15 protein-coding genes are annotated in these 15,285 nt (G+C 69.1%); 8 read left to right on the forward strand and 7 right to left on the reverse strand.

Annotated features, from left to right (window positions below; all coding sequences use genetic code 11):
• Positions 1–40: 40 nt before the first annotated feature.
• Complete coding sequence (gene groES / locus ACZ6YV_RS10725) at positions 41–334, reverse strand: co-chaperone GroES (RefSeq protein WP_007031106.1); 294 nt, start codon at positions 332–334, stop codon at positions 41–43.
• Between the two features lie 349 nt (positions 335–683).
• Here groES and ubiA point away from each other — a divergent pair, with 349 nt between their 5' ends.
• Positions 684–1,550, forward strand: coding sequence for a 4-hydroxybenzoate octaprenyltransferase (ubiA, locus tag ACZ6YV_RS10730; RefSeq protein ID WP_465509407.1), 867 nt, complete (start codon positions 684–686; stop codon positions 1,548–1,550).
• Between the two features lie 34 nt (positions 1,551–1,584).
• Here the strand turns inward: ubiA and ACZ6YV_RS10735 are convergent, their stop codons facing one another.
• Complete coding sequence (locus ACZ6YV_RS10735; RefSeq protein WP_465509408.1) at positions 1,585–2,247, reverse strand: HAD family hydrolase; 663 nt, start codon at positions 2,245–2,247, stop codon at positions 1,585–1,587.
• A 141-nt stretch (positions 2,248–2,388) separates the two neighbouring features.
• Between ACZ6YV_RS10735 and ACZ6YV_RS10740 the strand changes: the two genes are divergently transcribed.
• Entirely contained in the window at positions 2,389–4,284 is a 1,896-nt protein-coding gene (locus tag ACZ6YV_RS10740) for an N-acetylmuramoyl-L-alanine amidase (RefSeq protein ID WP_465509409.1), read from the forward strand.
• 62 nt (positions 4,285–4,346) lie between these two features.
• On the opposite strand, the gene ACZ6YV_RS10745 is transcribed toward ACZ6YV_RS10740, so the two are convergent.
• Together ACZ6YV_RS10745 and xrtP are read right to left on the reverse strand one after the other, a co-directional pair.
• Entirely contained in the window at positions 4,347–5,735 is a 1,389-nt protein-coding gene (locus tag ACZ6YV_RS10745) for a glycosyltransferase (protein WP_465509410.1), read from the reverse strand.
• On the reverse strand, positions 5,735–6,238 hold the full coding sequence (xrtP, locus tag ACZ6YV_RS10750) for an exosortase P (protein WP_465509741.1): 504 nt from the start codon (positions 6,236–6,238) through the stop codon (positions 5,735–5,737). Before xrtP ends, ACZ6YV_RS10745 begins: the two co-directional genes overlap by 1 nt.
• 427 nt (positions 6,239–6,665) lie before the next feature.
• On the opposite strand from xrtP, the gene ACZ6YV_RS10755 reads away from it, so the two are divergent.
• The 3 genes from ACZ6YV_RS10755 to wecB all read left to right on the forward strand — a co-directional run bounded on the left by ACZ6YV_RS10755 (position 6,666) and on the right by wecB (position 8,900).
• Entirely contained in the window at positions 6,666–7,442 is a 777-nt protein-coding gene (locus ACZ6YV_RS10755) for a choice-of-anchor P family protein (protein WP_465509411.1), read from the forward strand.
• Positions 7,443–7,463: 21 nt separating this feature from the next.
• The gene (locus ACZ6YV_RS10760; RefSeq protein WP_465509412.1) at positions 7,464–7,643 is read left to right on the forward strand and encodes an LPXTG cell wall anchor domain-containing protein; all 180 of its coding nucleotides are present in this window, start codon (positions 7,464–7,466) and stop codon (positions 7,641–7,643) included.
• A gap of 105 nt (positions 7,644–7,748) precedes the next feature.
• Entirely contained in the window at positions 7,749–8,900 is a 1,152-nt protein-coding gene (gene wecB, locus ACZ6YV_RS10765) for a non-hydrolyzing UDP-N-acetylglucosamine 2-epimerase (protein WP_465509742.1), read from the forward strand.
• On the opposite strand, the gene tsaD is transcribed toward wecB, so the two are convergent.
• From tsaD to tsaB, 3 genes are read right to left on the reverse strand one after another with little or no spacing between them, the layout of a single operon-like run.
• Positions 8,897–9,943, reverse strand: a complete 1,047-nt coding sequence (gene tsaD, locus ACZ6YV_RS10770; protein WP_465509413.1) for a tRNA (adenosine(37)-N6)-threonylcarbamoyltransferase complex transferase subunit TsaD — start codon at positions 9,941–9,943, stop codon at positions 8,897–8,899. The two genes, wecB and tsaD, sit on opposite strands and share 4 nt — an antisense overlap.
• Complete coding sequence (rimI, locus tag ACZ6YV_RS10775) at positions 9,943–10,422, reverse strand: ribosomal protein S18-alanine N-acetyltransferase (RefSeq protein WP_465509414.1); 480 nt, start codon at positions 10,420–10,422, stop codon at positions 9,943–9,945. The genes tsaD and rimI overlap by 1 nt, the downstream gene beginning before the upstream one ends.
• Positions 10,419–11,084 (reverse strand): tRNA (adenosine(37)-N6)-threonylcarbamoyltransferase complex dimerization subunit type 1 TsaB, encoded by a 666-nt coding sequence (tsaB, locus tag ACZ6YV_RS10780; RefSeq protein ID WP_465509415.1) that lies wholly within the window; start codon positions 11,082–11,084, stop codon positions 10,419–10,421. Before tsaB ends, rimI begins: the two co-directional genes overlap by 4 nt.
• A gap of 397 nt (positions 11,085–11,481) precedes the next feature.
• Between tsaB and ACZ6YV_RS10785 the strand changes: the two genes are divergently transcribed.
• From ACZ6YV_RS10785 to ACZ6YV_RS10795, 3 genes are all read left to right on the forward strand, one after another.
• Positions 11,482–12,903 carry an acyl-CoA synthetase gene (locus ACZ6YV_RS10785; protein ID WP_465509416.1) on the forward strand — a complete coding sequence of 474 codons (1,422 nt, stop codon included), beginning with the start codon at positions 11,482–11,484 and terminating at the stop codon, positions 12,901–12,903.
• A complete protein-coding gene (locus ACZ6YV_RS10790) occupies positions 12,900–14,231 on the forward strand; it encodes a carboxyl transferase domain-containing protein (RefSeq protein WP_465509417.1) in 1,332 nt (443 codons plus the stop codon). The genes ACZ6YV_RS10785 and ACZ6YV_RS10790 overlap by 4 nt, the downstream gene beginning before the upstream one ends.
• A 526-nt stretch (positions 14,232–14,757) precedes the next feature.
• Positions 14,758–15,120, forward strand: coding sequence for a hypothetical protein (locus ACZ6YV_RS10795; protein ID WP_465509418.1), 363 nt, complete (start codon positions 14,758–14,760; stop codon positions 15,118–15,120).
• The last annotated feature ends 165 nt before the right edge of the window (positions 15,121–15,285 follow it).

The raw sequence follows: 15,285 nt of genomic DNA on the forward strand, positions 1-15,285 counted from the left end.
GCAATGCGGGGCCCGGGGCGTCATGCGCTGAGAGCGGACGTCAGTTGATGACGGCCAGCACGTCGCGGGCGGAAAGGATCAAGTAGTCCTCACCGTTGTACTTCACTTCGGTGCCGCCGTACTTGGAGTAGATGACGACGTCGCCGACGGAAACGTCGAGCGGGACGCGGTTGCCCTTGTCGTCGATACGGCCCGGGCCCACGGCCAGAACCTTGCCCTCCTGGGGCTTCTCCTTGGCGGTGTCGGGGATGACGAGGCCGGAAGCGGTCGTCTCCTCGGCCTCACTCGTCTGGACAACGATCTTGTCCTCGAGCGGCTTGATGTTCACGCTCACCGGGTTGACCTCCACGGTCGTCGAAAGCGTTGGCAGGATGAATTACGGCTCCTACCACCCCCGCCGTCGCGGGTGCCGGGGCGTGTTCGGGCCGTGCAATTAGCACTCTAGCCATGTGAGTGCCAGCTTCGCAAGGAGGGTCCGCTCACCCCGCGGAAACTCGGGCTCCGGGCGCCTGACCGGCCGTTTTGTTCCGCCAGGGTTCCGCGCCACTCCCGATCGCGCTCACCGGCGTGCCCATCCGGTGACGGCGTCTTAGCCCATAGTGCCAAGTTCGGGCGACGTGGGGGGCCTGGCCGCTAGCTTTTGACCGCGACAGGGGGCCGGACAGCTTCACCAGGGGAGGACGATGTCGCTGCTCCTCGCGCGGGACAAGCTGCCCGTGTACCTGCGCCTGATGCGGGCGGACCGGCCGATCGGCGCGCTGCTGCTCCTGTGGCCGACGTTGTGGGCGCTGTGGATCGCGACCGCGGGTGCGCCGTCGCCGTGGATCCTCGCCGCCTTCGTCGCCGGGGTGTGGCTGATGCGTGCGGCGGGCTGCGTGGTGAACGACTACGCGGACCGCGGGTTCGACGGTCACGTCAAGCGCACCGCGAATCGTCCGCTGCCCAGCGGCGCGGCGACGGCGAAGGAAGCGCGCTACCTGTTCGGCGTCCTGGTGCTGCTCGCTTTCGTGGTGGCCGCGACGCTCAACACCTTGACCGTCGTGCTCTCGGTGGTGGCATTGGCGCTGGCGTGCGCGTACCCCTTCGCGAAGCGCTATACGCATTTGCCGCAGGTGGTGCTGGGCGCGGCGTTCGGATGGTCGATCCCGATGGCTTTCACCGCCTCGGGGGAATCGCTGCCGCCGGTCTGCTGGCTCCTGTTCCTCGCCAACCTCCTGTGGGTCGTCGCGTACGACACGCAGTACGCCGCTGTCGACCGGGACGACGATCTGAAGATCGGCGTGAAGTCCACGGCGATCCTGTTCGGCCGCCACGACAGGCTGGCCATCGGCGTCCTGCAGGGCGCGATGCTGGTGCTCATGGTGGTGATCGGCCGGGTGTGCTCGCTCGGCTGGGAGTTCCACCTCGCCGTGCTGGTCGCGGGCGCGCTGTTCCTCCGCCAGGGCAGGCTGACGGCGCGTCGCGGGCGCGACGGCTACTTCCGGGCGTTCATGAACAACAACCAGGTCGGCATGGTGCTCTTCCTGGGCCTGCTGGCGGATCGCGTTTAGCCCGCTAAACGCAGGTCGGGCGGCCGGAGCGCGATTAGCCCGCTAAACGCAGGTCGGCGAGGGAGGCGACCAGGGCATCGGGGCCGAGGGCGGCGAGGGCACGGCGCTTGGCGGACGTCGTCGCGAGAGCGATCGAGGCGACGCCGTCGGCACGAGCGGCGAGGACGTCCGCGGCGGAGGCGCCGACCATGACGCACTTCCCGGGCGAAGTGCCGAGAGCCTTCACCGCGGCGTCGAGGAGTGCCGAATGAGGCTTCAGGTGCGCGGGGTCGCTAGTCGTCCGAGCGCTGATCCGGCGAACGTGCTCGGCGAGTTCGTGCATGCCCAGGAAGGACCTGATCACGTCGACGGAGTTGTTGCTGACGATCGTCACCGTGAACCCCTGCGCATGCCACTCGCGAAGCACTTCCGCGACGCCGGGAGCCGGGTGGATCTGCGCGACGGCCTCCCCCTCCAAGCGGCTGAACTGCCGCTCCACGACGTATGCGGCGTTCGGCCCACACGAGGCCGCGTACCGGAGCACGTCGAACGGGTCGGCGGAAGCAGTCACTTCAGCGGGCAGATCGGGTCCGACGAGGCGTTTGAGCCGCTCCGCCACCTCGCTCGCCGTCAGCCTGGCGAACACGTCGCACACCGGACCGTCGAAGTCGAGGAAGACGTGGTCCTTCTCCTGCAGAAGCCCCTTCACCCCAGTCATGCCCCCCACCTTGCCGCCGACCTGCGTTTAGCCCCCTAATCGCGATCTGGAGAGACCTTACGGAAGGGGCGGGTTTCTGGTTAGGTTCCGACATTGGGGTCGGTCCTGTTCAGCAGACCTAGACACTGGGGGTTAACGCCCATGCCGCGTCCCTTCCGTCCCGTTTCCCTCGAACCGCTCCGGCGCCGGTCCAAACGGACCGCCGGGCTCGCGGTCCTCGCCCTCGCCGCCGGTCTCCTCGCCGCCGTCCCCGCCGAAGCCGCCCCGGCGGATCAGCAGCGTCAGCGGGACTTCGCGGCCGCCGCGCGGGAGTTCGGCGTCCCCGAGCACGTCCTGCTCGGCGTCTCCTTCCTGGAGTCGCGCTGGGACTTCAACGCCGGCACTCCGAGCACGTCCGCCGGCTACGGCCCGATGCACCTGACCGACCTGCGCGAAGCGGGTACGGGCACGCATCACGACGAAGGCGGGGAGGATCCGCGCGGCGACGACGCCCGCCGGGCGAAACTCCCCGTGACACCGGCGCCGAAGCCTCCCCCGCCCGGCCTCCAGACCATCGACGAGGCGGCCGCGTTGACCGGTCAGGACGTCGCGACGCTGCGCACGGACACCACGCAGAACATCCGCGGCGGTGCCGCGCTGCTGGCGAAGTACCAACGCGAAGCCGGTGACTGGTACGACGCCGTCGCGCGCTACAGCGGCGAGAAGGACACGGCGGGAGCGCGGTCCTTCGCCGACGAAGTCTTCGACACCATCTCCAAGGGCGTCAGCCGCAAAACCGACGACGGCCAGAGCATCACCCTCGCCGCCACACCGGTGAGCCCGGTCCGCGCGCAGGCGGAGAACCCGAAGACGGAGTGCCCGAAGAAGGTCTCGTGTCTTTCGGTGCCGGCGCCGTACCAGGAGTTGCCGAACAACGACTACGGCAACCACGACAAGGCGGACCGGCCGAAGATCCAGAAGGTCGAATACATCGTCATCCACGACACCGAGGGCTACTGGGACACGGCGATGGACCTGGTCCAGGACCCGACGTACGTGAGCTGGCACTACACGATCCGCTCGTCCGACGGCCAGATCGCGCAGCACGTGCCGACCAAGGACGTCGCCTGGCACGCGGGCAACTGGTACGTCAACGCGAAGTCCGTCGGCATCGAGCACGAGGGCTTCGCCGCGAAGGGCACTTGGTACACGGAGGCGATGTACCGCACCTCCGCGAAGCTCGTCGGCTACCTCGCGCGGAAGTACGACATCCCGCTCGACCGCGCGCACATCATCGGCCACGACAACGTCCCCGGCACGATCCCTTCGACCATCAAGGGCATGCACTGGGATCCGGGCCCGTACTGGGACTGGTCGCACTACTTCGACCTGATGGGCGCGCCGCTGGCCGGCTTCGGCCGTCCCGGTTCGCCGCTGGTGACCATCACGCCGGACTTCGCCACGAACCAGCCCCCGTTCACCGGTTGCGAAGCCGGCGGGAAGCCTTGCCCGGCAAGGGGTTCCGGTTCGGTCGTGTTGCGCAGCGAGCCGACCGACACGGCGCCGCTGCTCAAGGACATCGGCCTGCGCCCGGACGGTTCGGCGAGCACGATGGACGTCTCCGACATCGGCAGCCGCGCGGAGACCGGCCAGCGGTACGTGGTCGCCGAGCGGCGGGCGGGCTGGACGGCGGTCTGGTACCTCGGCCAGAAGGGCTGGTTCCGTGACGCGCGCACGACCAGCCCGGCGTTCGGCCTGGTCGTCACGCCGAAGCCCGGTCTGGCGACCGTGCCGGTGTTCGGGCGCGCCTATCCCGAGGCGGAGGCGTACCCGGCGAACGTGCCGGTGCAGCAGGTCGTCCCGCTGCCGTACACGTTCTCGGCCGGTCAGCGGTACTCGCTCGGCAACATGGTCGGCTCCGAGTACTTCTCGGCGACGACGTTCGACCCGGCGGACCACGTGGTCGTCAAGGGCAAGACGCGGTACGTGCAGATCCAGTTCGGGCACCGCATCGCCTTCGTGAAGGCGGACAACGTCCGGATCCTGCCCGCCTTCTGATCCCCTCGCTCCCGCGCCGGATCGCGTTTAGCCCGCTAAACGCGATCCGGCGCGGGAGCGGGTCAGGAGTCCAGGGCGACCTTGACCCCGGGGGCGTGCTCGGTGTTCCGCCGCGTCTTCGACCAGCCGTTCCGGCCGCGCACCAGGCGGAACAGCGCCCGCCACGACGTGATGTAGAACGTGTAGATGTACAGCGCGTAGGTGAAGCCCATCCCGAGCCCGCGCAGGAGATTGCGGCTCTTCAGGCATTTGAACTGATAAATCGGGCCCCACACGATGAACGGCAGCAGCCCGAACGAGCCGTAGATCGCGAACAGGATCCACGCGCCGTCGTCGGCGAACCAGGTCCACATCTGCGCCGGATCCCCCGCGGTGCTGAAGAGCAGCAGGATGAACGGGATCGGGTACAGCAGCGAGCCGAGCAGCTGCATCCACGGCTGCGCGAGGTAGTACATCATCTCCGCCGCGCCCAGCGTGCTCACATGCGGCGAATCCCAGATCCGCCGCAGATACCGCGAACACTGCATCGTCCCCTGGCCCCAGCGCGTGCGCTGCACCAGGAACCGCCGCAGGCTGTACAGGCCTTCTTGTTTCACATGGGAATCCGGCGTGTACCCGGTCCGCCAGCCAGCGGTCAGCAGGTGCACGCCGAGTTCGAAGTCCTCCAGCAGCGAACCGCGCCACGGCTGTTCGTCCTCCCCGGCGATCGAGTCCAAGGCGGACAGTCGCGTGAACTGACCGTTGCCGCCCATGGAGATCGTGCCGGTGAACCCGCGTGAGGTCTGGATCGCCGCGATGGCCGTGCGGAACTCGAGATCCTGCATCTGGGCCAGCTTCAGCCCGAAAGCGCGCGAGAACCAGTTCCTCCCCGGCGGACGGCTGTCGGCGTTGCCCATCCAGACGTCGAGCTGCACCGCCCCGATCGTCTCGTCGCCGAACAGATGGTCCGCGGCGCACACTTCGAGGCAGTTCTCCGCCGGACGGCCGTCCGCGTCGACGACCACGACGACCACGTCGTCACGGCTCTCGTCCGGGCCCATCCAGAAGTTGAGCGCCTGATAGGCGGCGTTGAGCGCGTCGCCCTTGCCCGTCCTGGCCTCCGGGCGGCGCCGGGGAACGAGGTGCAGGTACGGGTCGTACCCGCCGTTGCGCCGCCAGATCGACTTGACCACCCGGGCCGTGCGGTCCTCGGAGTCGTCGTCGACGACCCAGACGTGCGCGTGCCGGAACGTCGAACGCAGGTATCGCACCGTTTCGCGGATGACGGTCTGCTCGTCCCGGCACGGAACGAAGAAGTGCCAGGTGAAGTCGGCGGCGTCGCCGACGGGTGCGGGTTTGCGCCGCAGGTACGGCACGACGATCACGACCACGTACACGATGAACGCGACGCTCATGGTGAGCGCGAACGCCTGGGTGATCGCGAGAAGGATCTTGATCGAGCCGGCGCCCATCAGGCGGCCTCTCGCTCGGCGCGGGACTTGCGGGTGCCCAGCCAGACGAACAGCACGAGGGCGACCGCCCCACCGAGGACACTGACCATCGAACCGAGCAGGGTGTGACCCCAGTAATAACCTTCGTCCACTCCGAGCCGGTTCACCAGGCCGACGATCGCCAAAACCCTCATCTGATTGACAAGAATGACCACGGCCGCCGAAATGGCCAGCGAGGAGAACAGTCTCTTCGCATTCCTCGGGCGGAAATACAACATGACGGCGGTCACCAACAACAAGGGCAGCAACATGAATGCCGACGAGCATTCCGGCGTCATTCTTAACCCGAGTGGAGTATCGCCCGACAACCCAAAGTAGACAGTCTCGCGTTCACCGGCGACGAAGACACCCGATGTGGTGATAACCCTCAGTATCAGCCCCGCGAGCTGGACTTCGAATACCCGATACAGGCGCTCGGCCAGCACCAGGCCGACCGCGACGGCGATCACCGCCAGCACTGCCAGGCGCAGCGGGAACCGGCTGGAACTCGGCAAAGGAGCGCTCGCAACGGCCACGGTGACCCTCTCAGAAAAGGCGCAGCGGACGACGGGATCCGGCGAAGCGGACAGGGACCTCGCCGACGAGAGTAAGTCAGCGGGAACCTACCCTTTCGGCCGGGGTTCGCATTCACAACATGATCATGAGCCCTTTCGGCACGATCGTGGAGAAACTGACTAGGCCGAAAGAGTGATGCGCTCGTTGACCTGCGGGAAATGCACTCAAGACCACCTGATCCGGTGATCCTCGCAATTTTCTGTTCAATTTGAGAAACACTCGGCGATAGACGATCCGCGAGCCGAGTCAGGCCAGCAAAGGATTCGTCCGCAACGGTTGTGCCCTCCTGCCGACCGTAGATGAGAGAAACCCCCACGAATCAATTCGGAGGACCAGTTGAAGAACACGCACCTCTTGCGACGAGGCGGACTGCTCGCCGCTGTGGTGGCGAGCGTGGCTCTCGCCGGTGCGGCGCCCGCCTCGGCGGCCCCCGGTGACGGCTCCGCGTATGGCGTCAAGGTCGATGTGAAGCTCCTCGGCCTCGACGCGGTGAAGGCCGGGCCGCTCGCCGAAGCGAAGACCTCAGGGCCGACCACCAACAGCCTCGCGAAAGCCAACCTCACCGGTGTGCTCACCGCGGGCGCGATCAACACCGAAGCCAAACGCGACGACAACTCCGGTGCCGTGACGGCCAAGGCCAGCACCGCCGATGTCGGTCTGCCGCTGCTCAAGGGCGCGCTCGGCGACGTCGGCGTCAAGGTCGTCGAAGCCACCTGCACCGCGACCCAGAAGGGTGTCCAGGGCGCGACGAACCTGGTCGGTGCGAACCTCGGCAGCGCGGGCGCCGTCGATGCGACGCCGGCCCCGAACACCCAGGTCAAGGTCGGTCTCGGCGCCGTCAACGTCGCGACGATCATCCTGAACGAGCAGATCAAGAACAGCGACGGCAGCCTGACGGTCAACGCGATCCACGTGAAGCTGCTCGGCGAGGCGCTCACCCCGCTCGGCTCCGGCGACGTGATCGTCTCGTCGGCCACCTGCGGCCCGGCCGGTCTGCCCGTGCCGCTCGCTTCGGGCGCGGGACTGTGGATCGGTCTCGGCCTGCTCGGTGCCGTCGCCGTGCCGGTCGGTATCCGCGTCGCTCGCCGCCGTCGTCCGGCGACCACCGCCTGACCAGGGTGAAGTGAGGTCGAAATGTACAAGTTGCCTGGCGCCGGAGTAGGCGTCGCCGGTGGCGGGGTGGGTGCCCTCGCCGCCACCGGGGCCGATGTCGGCTGGTGGCTGGCCGTCGGGGTGATCCTGCTGGTTCTCGGAACCATCGCGGTCATCGCCGGCTACCGCCGCACGAAACGGCTCGGCGGTCTGGGGAGCTGACGCTCCCGGAACTCCAGCGGCCGCCGGCGTGGGCCCCTCGCACGCCGGCGGCCACGGACCGCGTTTTGCGGGACACTCGAAATCGTGGATGAGGAGCGCGAACGCGTGGATGTGATGTTGCTGGCCGGGACCCGGCCGGAGGCGGTCAAGCTCGCGCCGCTGGCACTGGCGCTGGCGGGGCACCCGCACCTACGGCCGTTCGTCGTCCACAGTGGACAGCATCAGGGCATGGTCGAGCAGGCGCTGATCCCGTTCGGCCTGCCTGTCGACGCATGGCTGGACACCCCGCCACGGACCACCGGTACCCAGGCGGAACTGGTTTCCGGGCTGCTCCCCGCGCTCGACGAGCTGCTGCGGCGGGTCGCCCCGGCGGCGGTCGTCGTCCAGGGTGACACGACCACGGGGCTGGCTGGCGCGCTCGCCGCGTTCTGGCTGGGCATCCCGGTGGTGCACCTGGAAGCGGGGCTGCGCACGCACGACCTCGCCGCGCCGTTCCCCGAAGAGGGCACACGGCAGATGATCTCGCGCATCGCCGCCCTGCACCTCGCGCCGACACCGGGCGCGGCGGCCGCGCTGCGCACGGAAGGTGTTCCACGTCAACGGATCGCCGTCACCGGCAACACCGTCGTCGACGCCGTGATCGCGATCGCCGAGCGTGATCTCCCGGCGCGGGACACCGCGCTCGCGTTGCTGGAGATGGAAATCGCCGAGGCGGGGGAACGCCTCGTCCTCGTGACGTCGCACCGGCGTGAGTCCTGGGGCGAGCCGCTGGGCCGCACGCTCGCGGCCATCGAACTGATCGTCGCGGAGCACAGCGACGTCCAGGTGCTGTTCCCGGTGCACCCCAATCCGGCCGTGCGGGAACAGGTCGTGACCGCACTCGGCGGGACGCCGCGGGTGACGATCACCGAGCCGCTCGAGTATCCCGATCTGGTGCGCGCGCTGCGCCTGGCCGAGCTCGTCCTGACCGATTCCGGTGGTATCCAAGAGGAAGCGCCGACGTTCGGCACGCCCGTCCTCGTGCTCCGCGATGTCACCGAGCGGCGCGAGGCCATCGAGGCGGGCTGCGCCTGGCTGGTCGGGACGGACACCAGCCTCATCGCGGACACCGCCGCCAAGATCCTGGGCGGCGATCTCCATCCGACGCACGCCGGAAACCCTTACGGTGACGGCAATGCCGCGGTTCTGACGGTGGCCGCGCTGGAAGAGCTGCTCAACCTCGCCCCGGCGCCGCGCACCGCCGCCGAATCGCGCTAGATCGAGACGATCTGGACCGGCAGCGCAGGATTCGCGGAGAAATCGAGCGACGCCTGAGGACGTCCGGCGGCGACCACGTGCGCGCCGAGCGCGGCGATCATCGCGCCGTTGTCCGTGCACAGTCGCGGCCGCGGGACCCGCAGGGTGATCCCGGCTTCCGCGCAGCGCTCGGCGGCGAGTTCGGACAGCCGCGAATTCGCCGCCACGCCACCGGAGATCACCAGCGTGTCCACTCCGTGTTCCTTGGCCGCCCGGATCGCCTTCCTGGTGAGCACGTCGGCGACGGCCTCCTGGAACGACGCGGCGACGTCGTCGACGGGGATCTCCTCGCCGCGGCGCTCGGCGCCTTCGATCCAGCGCGCGACGGCGGTTTTCAAGCCGGAGAAGGAAAAGTCGAACTTCGCGTCACGCGGTCCGGTCATCCCGCGAGGGAACGCGATGGCCGCTCCGTTGCCGTTCTTGGCGGCCTTGTCGATGGGCGGACCGCCGGGGTACGGCAGGCCGAGGACGCGGGCGACCTTGTCGTAGGCCTCGCCCGCCGCGTCGTCCACAGTGGACCCGAGTTCGGTGATCTCGGACGCGATATCGTCCACCAGTAGCAATTGCGTGTGCCCACCGGAGACGAGAAGGGCGAGACAGCGTTCGGGCAGCGGTCCGTGCTGGAGCGTGTCGACGGCGATGTGCCCGGCGAGGTGATTGACGCCGTAGAGCGGGATGTCGAGCGCGGCGGCATAGGCCTTGGCCGCGGCGACGCCGACCAGGAGCGCGCCGGCGAGACCGGGTCCGGCGGTCACCGCGATGGCGTCCACATCGGACAGTTTCAGCCCGGCCTTCTCGAAGGCGCGCTCGACCGTCGGGACCATCGCCTCCAGATGCGCGCGGCTCGCGACCTCGGGCACGACGCCGCCGAAGCGGGCGTGCTGATCGACGCTTGAGGCCACCTCGTCGGCGAGGAGTTCGACCGTGTTGTCGTCGTGCAGGCGGACGAGGCCGACGCCGGTCTCGTCGCACGAACTCTCGATGCCCATGATGATGCGTGGCATCAGCCCGCCACCTCGTCTCGGACCTGGGCCCGCGGGCGGGCCATCGTGTAGGCGTCGGCGCCGGAGGGCTGGTAGTAGCGCTTCCGGAGGCCGACGCGTTCGAAACCGTGCCGCTCGTAGAGCGTGATCGCCGCGTCGTTGTCGGTGCGGACTTCGAGGAAGACCGGCGCGGCGAGTTCGTCCGCGCGATCGAGGAGCGCCTTCAGCAGCGTGGTGCCGATCCCGTTGCGCTGCCGATCCGGGTCGACCCCGATCGTGTGAATGCTCGCCTCGTAGTCGCCGCGGCGGCCGACGACGGCGAGCCCGGCGTAACCGATGATCTCGTCGCTTTCATCCGGACGGGCGACCAGGTAGTAACCGCCGCCGTCGAGTTCCGCGTGGAAGGCGTAGGCGCTCCATGGGGAATCCCCGGGAAAGAGGATCTTCTCTATCTCGACACAGCGGGGAATATCCTTGCGGCGTAAGGGTTCCAGCCTCACGGCGTGGTCACCTTCTTGCGCGCGGCCGGTTCGACGGCGTCCGGGCGACGGAGGTAGAGCGGCGTGAGCGGGGCGGGCTCTTCTCCGCTTCGGAGGGCTTCACGGGCGGCCTTGACCAGCCCGAGGGGCGACGGGAAGCGCGGCTCGATCGGCTGGACACCGAGGGCGTCCGCGTAGAGGAGGGCGCCGTCGCCCGCCGCGACCTTGATGGTCGTCTCGAGGTCGGCCGGCCGCTGGACGTGCGGACCGTCGGTGCGGGAGCCGTCGGCGGCGTACGCGGCCCAGTAGACCTCTCGGCGCCTCGCGTCCGTGAGGACGAGGAAGGGCGCTTCGCCGGGGGCGACGTCGGCGGCGATCGCGTCGAGGCTGCAGACCGGATGGGCGGGGATGCCGAGGGCGTGGGCGAGCGACGCGGCGGTGGCCATGCCGGCGCGGAGGCCGGTGAAGGGGCCGGGGCCGACGCCGCAGACGATGGCGTCGAGGTCGCGAAGCGTGACGCCCGCGGCCTTGACGGCTTCGAGGGCGTGGGGCGTGATCAGCTCGCCGTGCGCGCGCGGGTCGACCGTGACGCGGTCGCCGCGTGGCTCGAGAGCGTCGCCGTCCAGGGCGACGAGGCCCGCGGTGACCGCCGGGGTCGAGGTGTCGATGGCCAGTACCAGCACGGTTACCCAGCCTACGACCAGCGCCCCGGGTCGCGTTTAGCGGGCTAAACGCGACCCTGCTCCAGACCCCCTCCCCCGCCGCCGGATCGCGTTTAGCCCGCGAAAGTCGACCTGCCGGTGCCCGCCCTCCGGCCCCGTAGCCCGGCACCGGATCGCGATTAGCGCGCTAAAGTCGCTCCCCCTCGCCCAGCCCGCCGGATCGCGTTTAGCGGGCTAAACGCGATCCGGCGGGGCTAGTGCCTCCAGCCCCGCAGATCGCGATTAGCCCGCTAAAGTCGCTCCCGGCGCAGGGTGTGAAGCAGGTCGCAGGGGGGTGGGCGGGCAGCGCGGTACGGTCCGGAGAGGGGCTCTTCGGATCCACGCGCCCCGGCCGCGGAGTCGAGCAGGAGGTCCCAAGGTGCCCGATCGGTTGTTCCCCACACTGGCGAGCGGCTCCGGCAAGGAGGCCCTCCGCTTCGGCGGCACCTCCCTGACCCACTCCGAGGTCGCGGCCGTCGCCGGCACGCTCGCCCGAGACCTGCCGAGCGGCCGCGTCGCCGTCTGGGCGACGCCGACAGTGCACACCAGCGTCGCCGTGATCGCCGCGCTGCTCGCCGGCGTCCCCGCGATCCCGCTCAACCCGAAGATCGGCGAGCGCGAACTCGCCCACATCCTCACCGACAGCGAGCCCGTCCTCGTACTCGCCGAACCGGGCGCCGACCTCCCCACGGGTCTCGCCGGTCTGCCGCGCCGCGACATCACCCTCGAAGGCACGCCCGGCGATCTCCCCGCGGAACCGGACGCCGAAGCCCCGGCGCTGATCGTCTACACCTCCGGGACGACCGGCCCACCCAAGGGCGTCGTCCTCCCCCGCCGCGCGATCTCGGCCACCCTCGACGCTCTCGAGGACGTTTGGGAGTGGACGTCCGACGACGTCCTGGTGCACGGTCTCCCGCTGTTCCACGTGCACGGCCTGATCCTCGGCATCCTCGGGCCGCTCCGGCGCGGCGGTTCGGTCCGGCATCTCGGGCGTTTCTCCACCGAAGGGGTCGCACGCGAACTTGCCACCGGCGCGACGATGCTGTTCGGCGTCCCGACCATGTACCACCGCATCGCGGGCGAAGTCGGCGATGACCCGTCGCTCGCCGAGGCGCTGAGCGGCGCCCGGCTGCTCGTCTCCGGATCGGCCGCGCTGCCCGTCCACGACCACCAGCGCATCACCGCGGCGACCGGCCAGCGCGTGATCGAGCGCTATGGGATGACCGAGACCCTCATGAACACCAGCGTCCGCGCCGACGGCGAGCGTGTCCCCGGCACCGTCGGCGTCCCGTTGGACGGCGTCGATCTGCGCCTTGTCGACGAGGCGGGAAGGCCTGTCGAAGAACTCGAGACCGTCGGCGAGATCCAGGTCCGCGGGCCGAACTTGTTCACCGAGTACCTCAACCGTCCCGACGCCACCGAAGCCGCGTTCGACGACGGCTGGTTCCGCACCGGCGACATGGCGACCCGCGACGCGGCCGGCTACGTGAAGATCGTCGGCCGGAAGGCGACGGATCTGATCAAGAGCGGCGGGTACAAGATCGGCGCGGGCGAGATCGAGAACGCGCTCATGGAACACCCCGGTGTCGCGGAGGTCGCGGTGACCGGCGAGCCCGACGACGACCTCGGCGAGCGCATCGTGGCCTGGGTGGTGCCCGAAGGAGAACGCCCGACGGAGTCGGAACTCGCCGATCACGTCTCGCGCCTGCTGTCGCCGCACAAGCGTCCTCGGGTGGTCCGTTACCTGGAAGCGTTGCCGCGCAACGACATGGGCAAGGTCATGAAAAGGGCGCTCGGATGAGCAGGTCCTCCGCGCGGTCGGTCGTCGAGGAGATCGCGTCCGGTTTCGAGGACCTGGACGTTCCGCGTTCCGACGAGCCGGAGGACGGGCCGATCGACTGGCCTGGCTATCGCGCGGCACGCGAGGCCGCCGAGGAACGTACTGGCGAAGACGAATCAGTGCTCTGCGGGACCGCCGAGATCGGCGACGTCGAAGCGGTCGTGATCGCCTTCGAGTTCGGCTTCCTGGGTGGGTCGATCGGTCAGCGGACCGGTGATCGGGTCGAGGCGGCGTTCGCGCGGGCGGTCGAGTCCCGGTTGCCCGTGGTGTCGCTGATCGCGACCGGCGGCAGCCGGATGCAGCACGGGATGCGTGCGCTTTCGCAGTTGCAGCGCATCGCGCGGGCGGCGGCCGGGGCCCGGTCGGTGCCGCAGATCTCGGTGCTGCGCGATCCGACCACGGGTGGTGGCTGGGCGACGCTCGGCGCGAGCGCCGATGTCGTTCTCGCACTGCCCGAGGCGCAGGTCGGTTTCGCCGGTTCCCGGGTGCGGCCGGCTGACGCGCCCGCGGAGGCGTACACGGCCGAGGCGAAGCTCGCTTGGGGCCAGGTCGACAGGATCGTGCGGCCCGCGGACCTTCCCGCGGCACTGGAACGGTGGCTGTGTCTGCTGACATCGCGGACGACGGATGCCGCTGAGCCTCCCGACGCGCTCGGATCGGCGGGCTTGCCCGACAGCGGATGGGCCGCGGTTCAGGCGGCGCGCTCCCCTGAACGACCGAAGGCTGCGGAGTACCTCGACGCCTACTTCGACTGGCGTGAGGATGTCTCGGGCGACAGGTGCGGCGGGGTCGACTCCGGTGTCTTGTGCGGCTTCGGCTGGCGAGGCGGCCGCGCGATCGCGTACGCGGCGCAGTGCGGCACACCGACGCTGCCCGCGGGTTTCCGGACGGCTTCGCGCCTGGTGCGGCTCGCGTCGAGGCTCGGGATCCCGGTGCTCACCCTCGTCGACACCCCGGGCGCGGCGAACGACGCGGCGGCCGAGCGGGCCGGGGCCGGAGCGGCGATCGCGGAGTTGTTCGAGGCTGTCGCGAGCGCGGCCGTGCCGATCACGACGCTGGTGATCGGGGAAGGCGGGTCCGGTGGCGCGCTGGCGTTCGCGGCGCCGGGTTCGACTTGGGTGGCGCCCGGCGCGTACTTCTCGGTCACCTCGCCCGAGGCGGCCGCGGCGATCCTCAAGCTGCCCGCCGACGAAGCCCCCGCTCTAGCGGACCGGCTGCGGCTCCGCCCCCAAGACCTGGTCGCCCTCGGAATCGCGCGCTCCGTCGTCAGCCCCGCGGATCGCGTTTAGCCCGCTAAACGCGATCTGTGGGGAAGCGACAAACGGTCGGGATCGGCGCTGAGCGGGCAGCCTCAGCGAAGCATGCTCATCGGCAGGCGCGAATGCGGCTGCCGAACATCCGATACCGAACATTTCTTTCCATGCGAACAACACCAGGCCACTCGATAGTGCGGAGAAAAAACACTCTGCGTCTCACTATTCGGGTAACGAGACGATGGGCCGAGCCCGCAACTACTCTTTCGAGTCACAACGGCATAATCCGATGACCTGGGGTGAATTACGCCGACCGCTCGGCGCAGGATTCAGCAACCTTTCACTTACTGCCCCGTAGGTCCGGGAAATTCGTCCACAATGGCTTGTGTTGCGGCTCGGCAACGACCGAATGCCGCACCCAAAAGGAAGCGGCTCCCCGTGCAGGGGGGAGCCGCTTTGAAGTTCAACCACTCCATCAACCCGTTCTATGGAGGCGTCAAACATGCCCAGCGTAGCGCCGTGTTCCGGCGGTATGCCAGAGGAGCCACCCCAGCCGCAGGCGATGACCCCGGACACGAACCAGGATCACCACGGCGGGTGTCACCCGGCAGAAGTCAGTCTCGACGAATTGCTCGATTTGGCGAGCGAACCGGTCGGCATGGTCACCGACCCCGCGTGCCGCCGCGTCCATCTGCGGCCCGTGGCCCAGTGGCCCGATTTCTGGCGGAGCACGTTCTTCGGCAGCCGGGAAAACACCGGACGTGTTCTGTTCTATTGGTTCGCGTTGATCACCGCGCTCGTCGCGTTGACAGCTGTCGCGACGCCGGCCGCGCAAACCGGCGTAATCGGTTTCTGCGGTTTGTGGTGGCTTCACCATCGGCGCGGACGAGGCGGCCCACAGGCTGAACCGGTCCCCACCCTCTAGACAGGGTGCGCATGTCGCTGTGGGACCCAGCGACATGCGCACCCCCAAGCCCTCTTGGGGCATTGGGGGGACGCTTCGTCGGAAGGGCCCTGATGCGGCATCCGGGTGAGACCTGCGTTTAGCGGGCTAAACGCGATGCGGTGGCCCAGGTCGCGATTAGGGGGC

This window comes from Amycolatopsis sp. NPDC102522 (assembly GCF_055584485.1).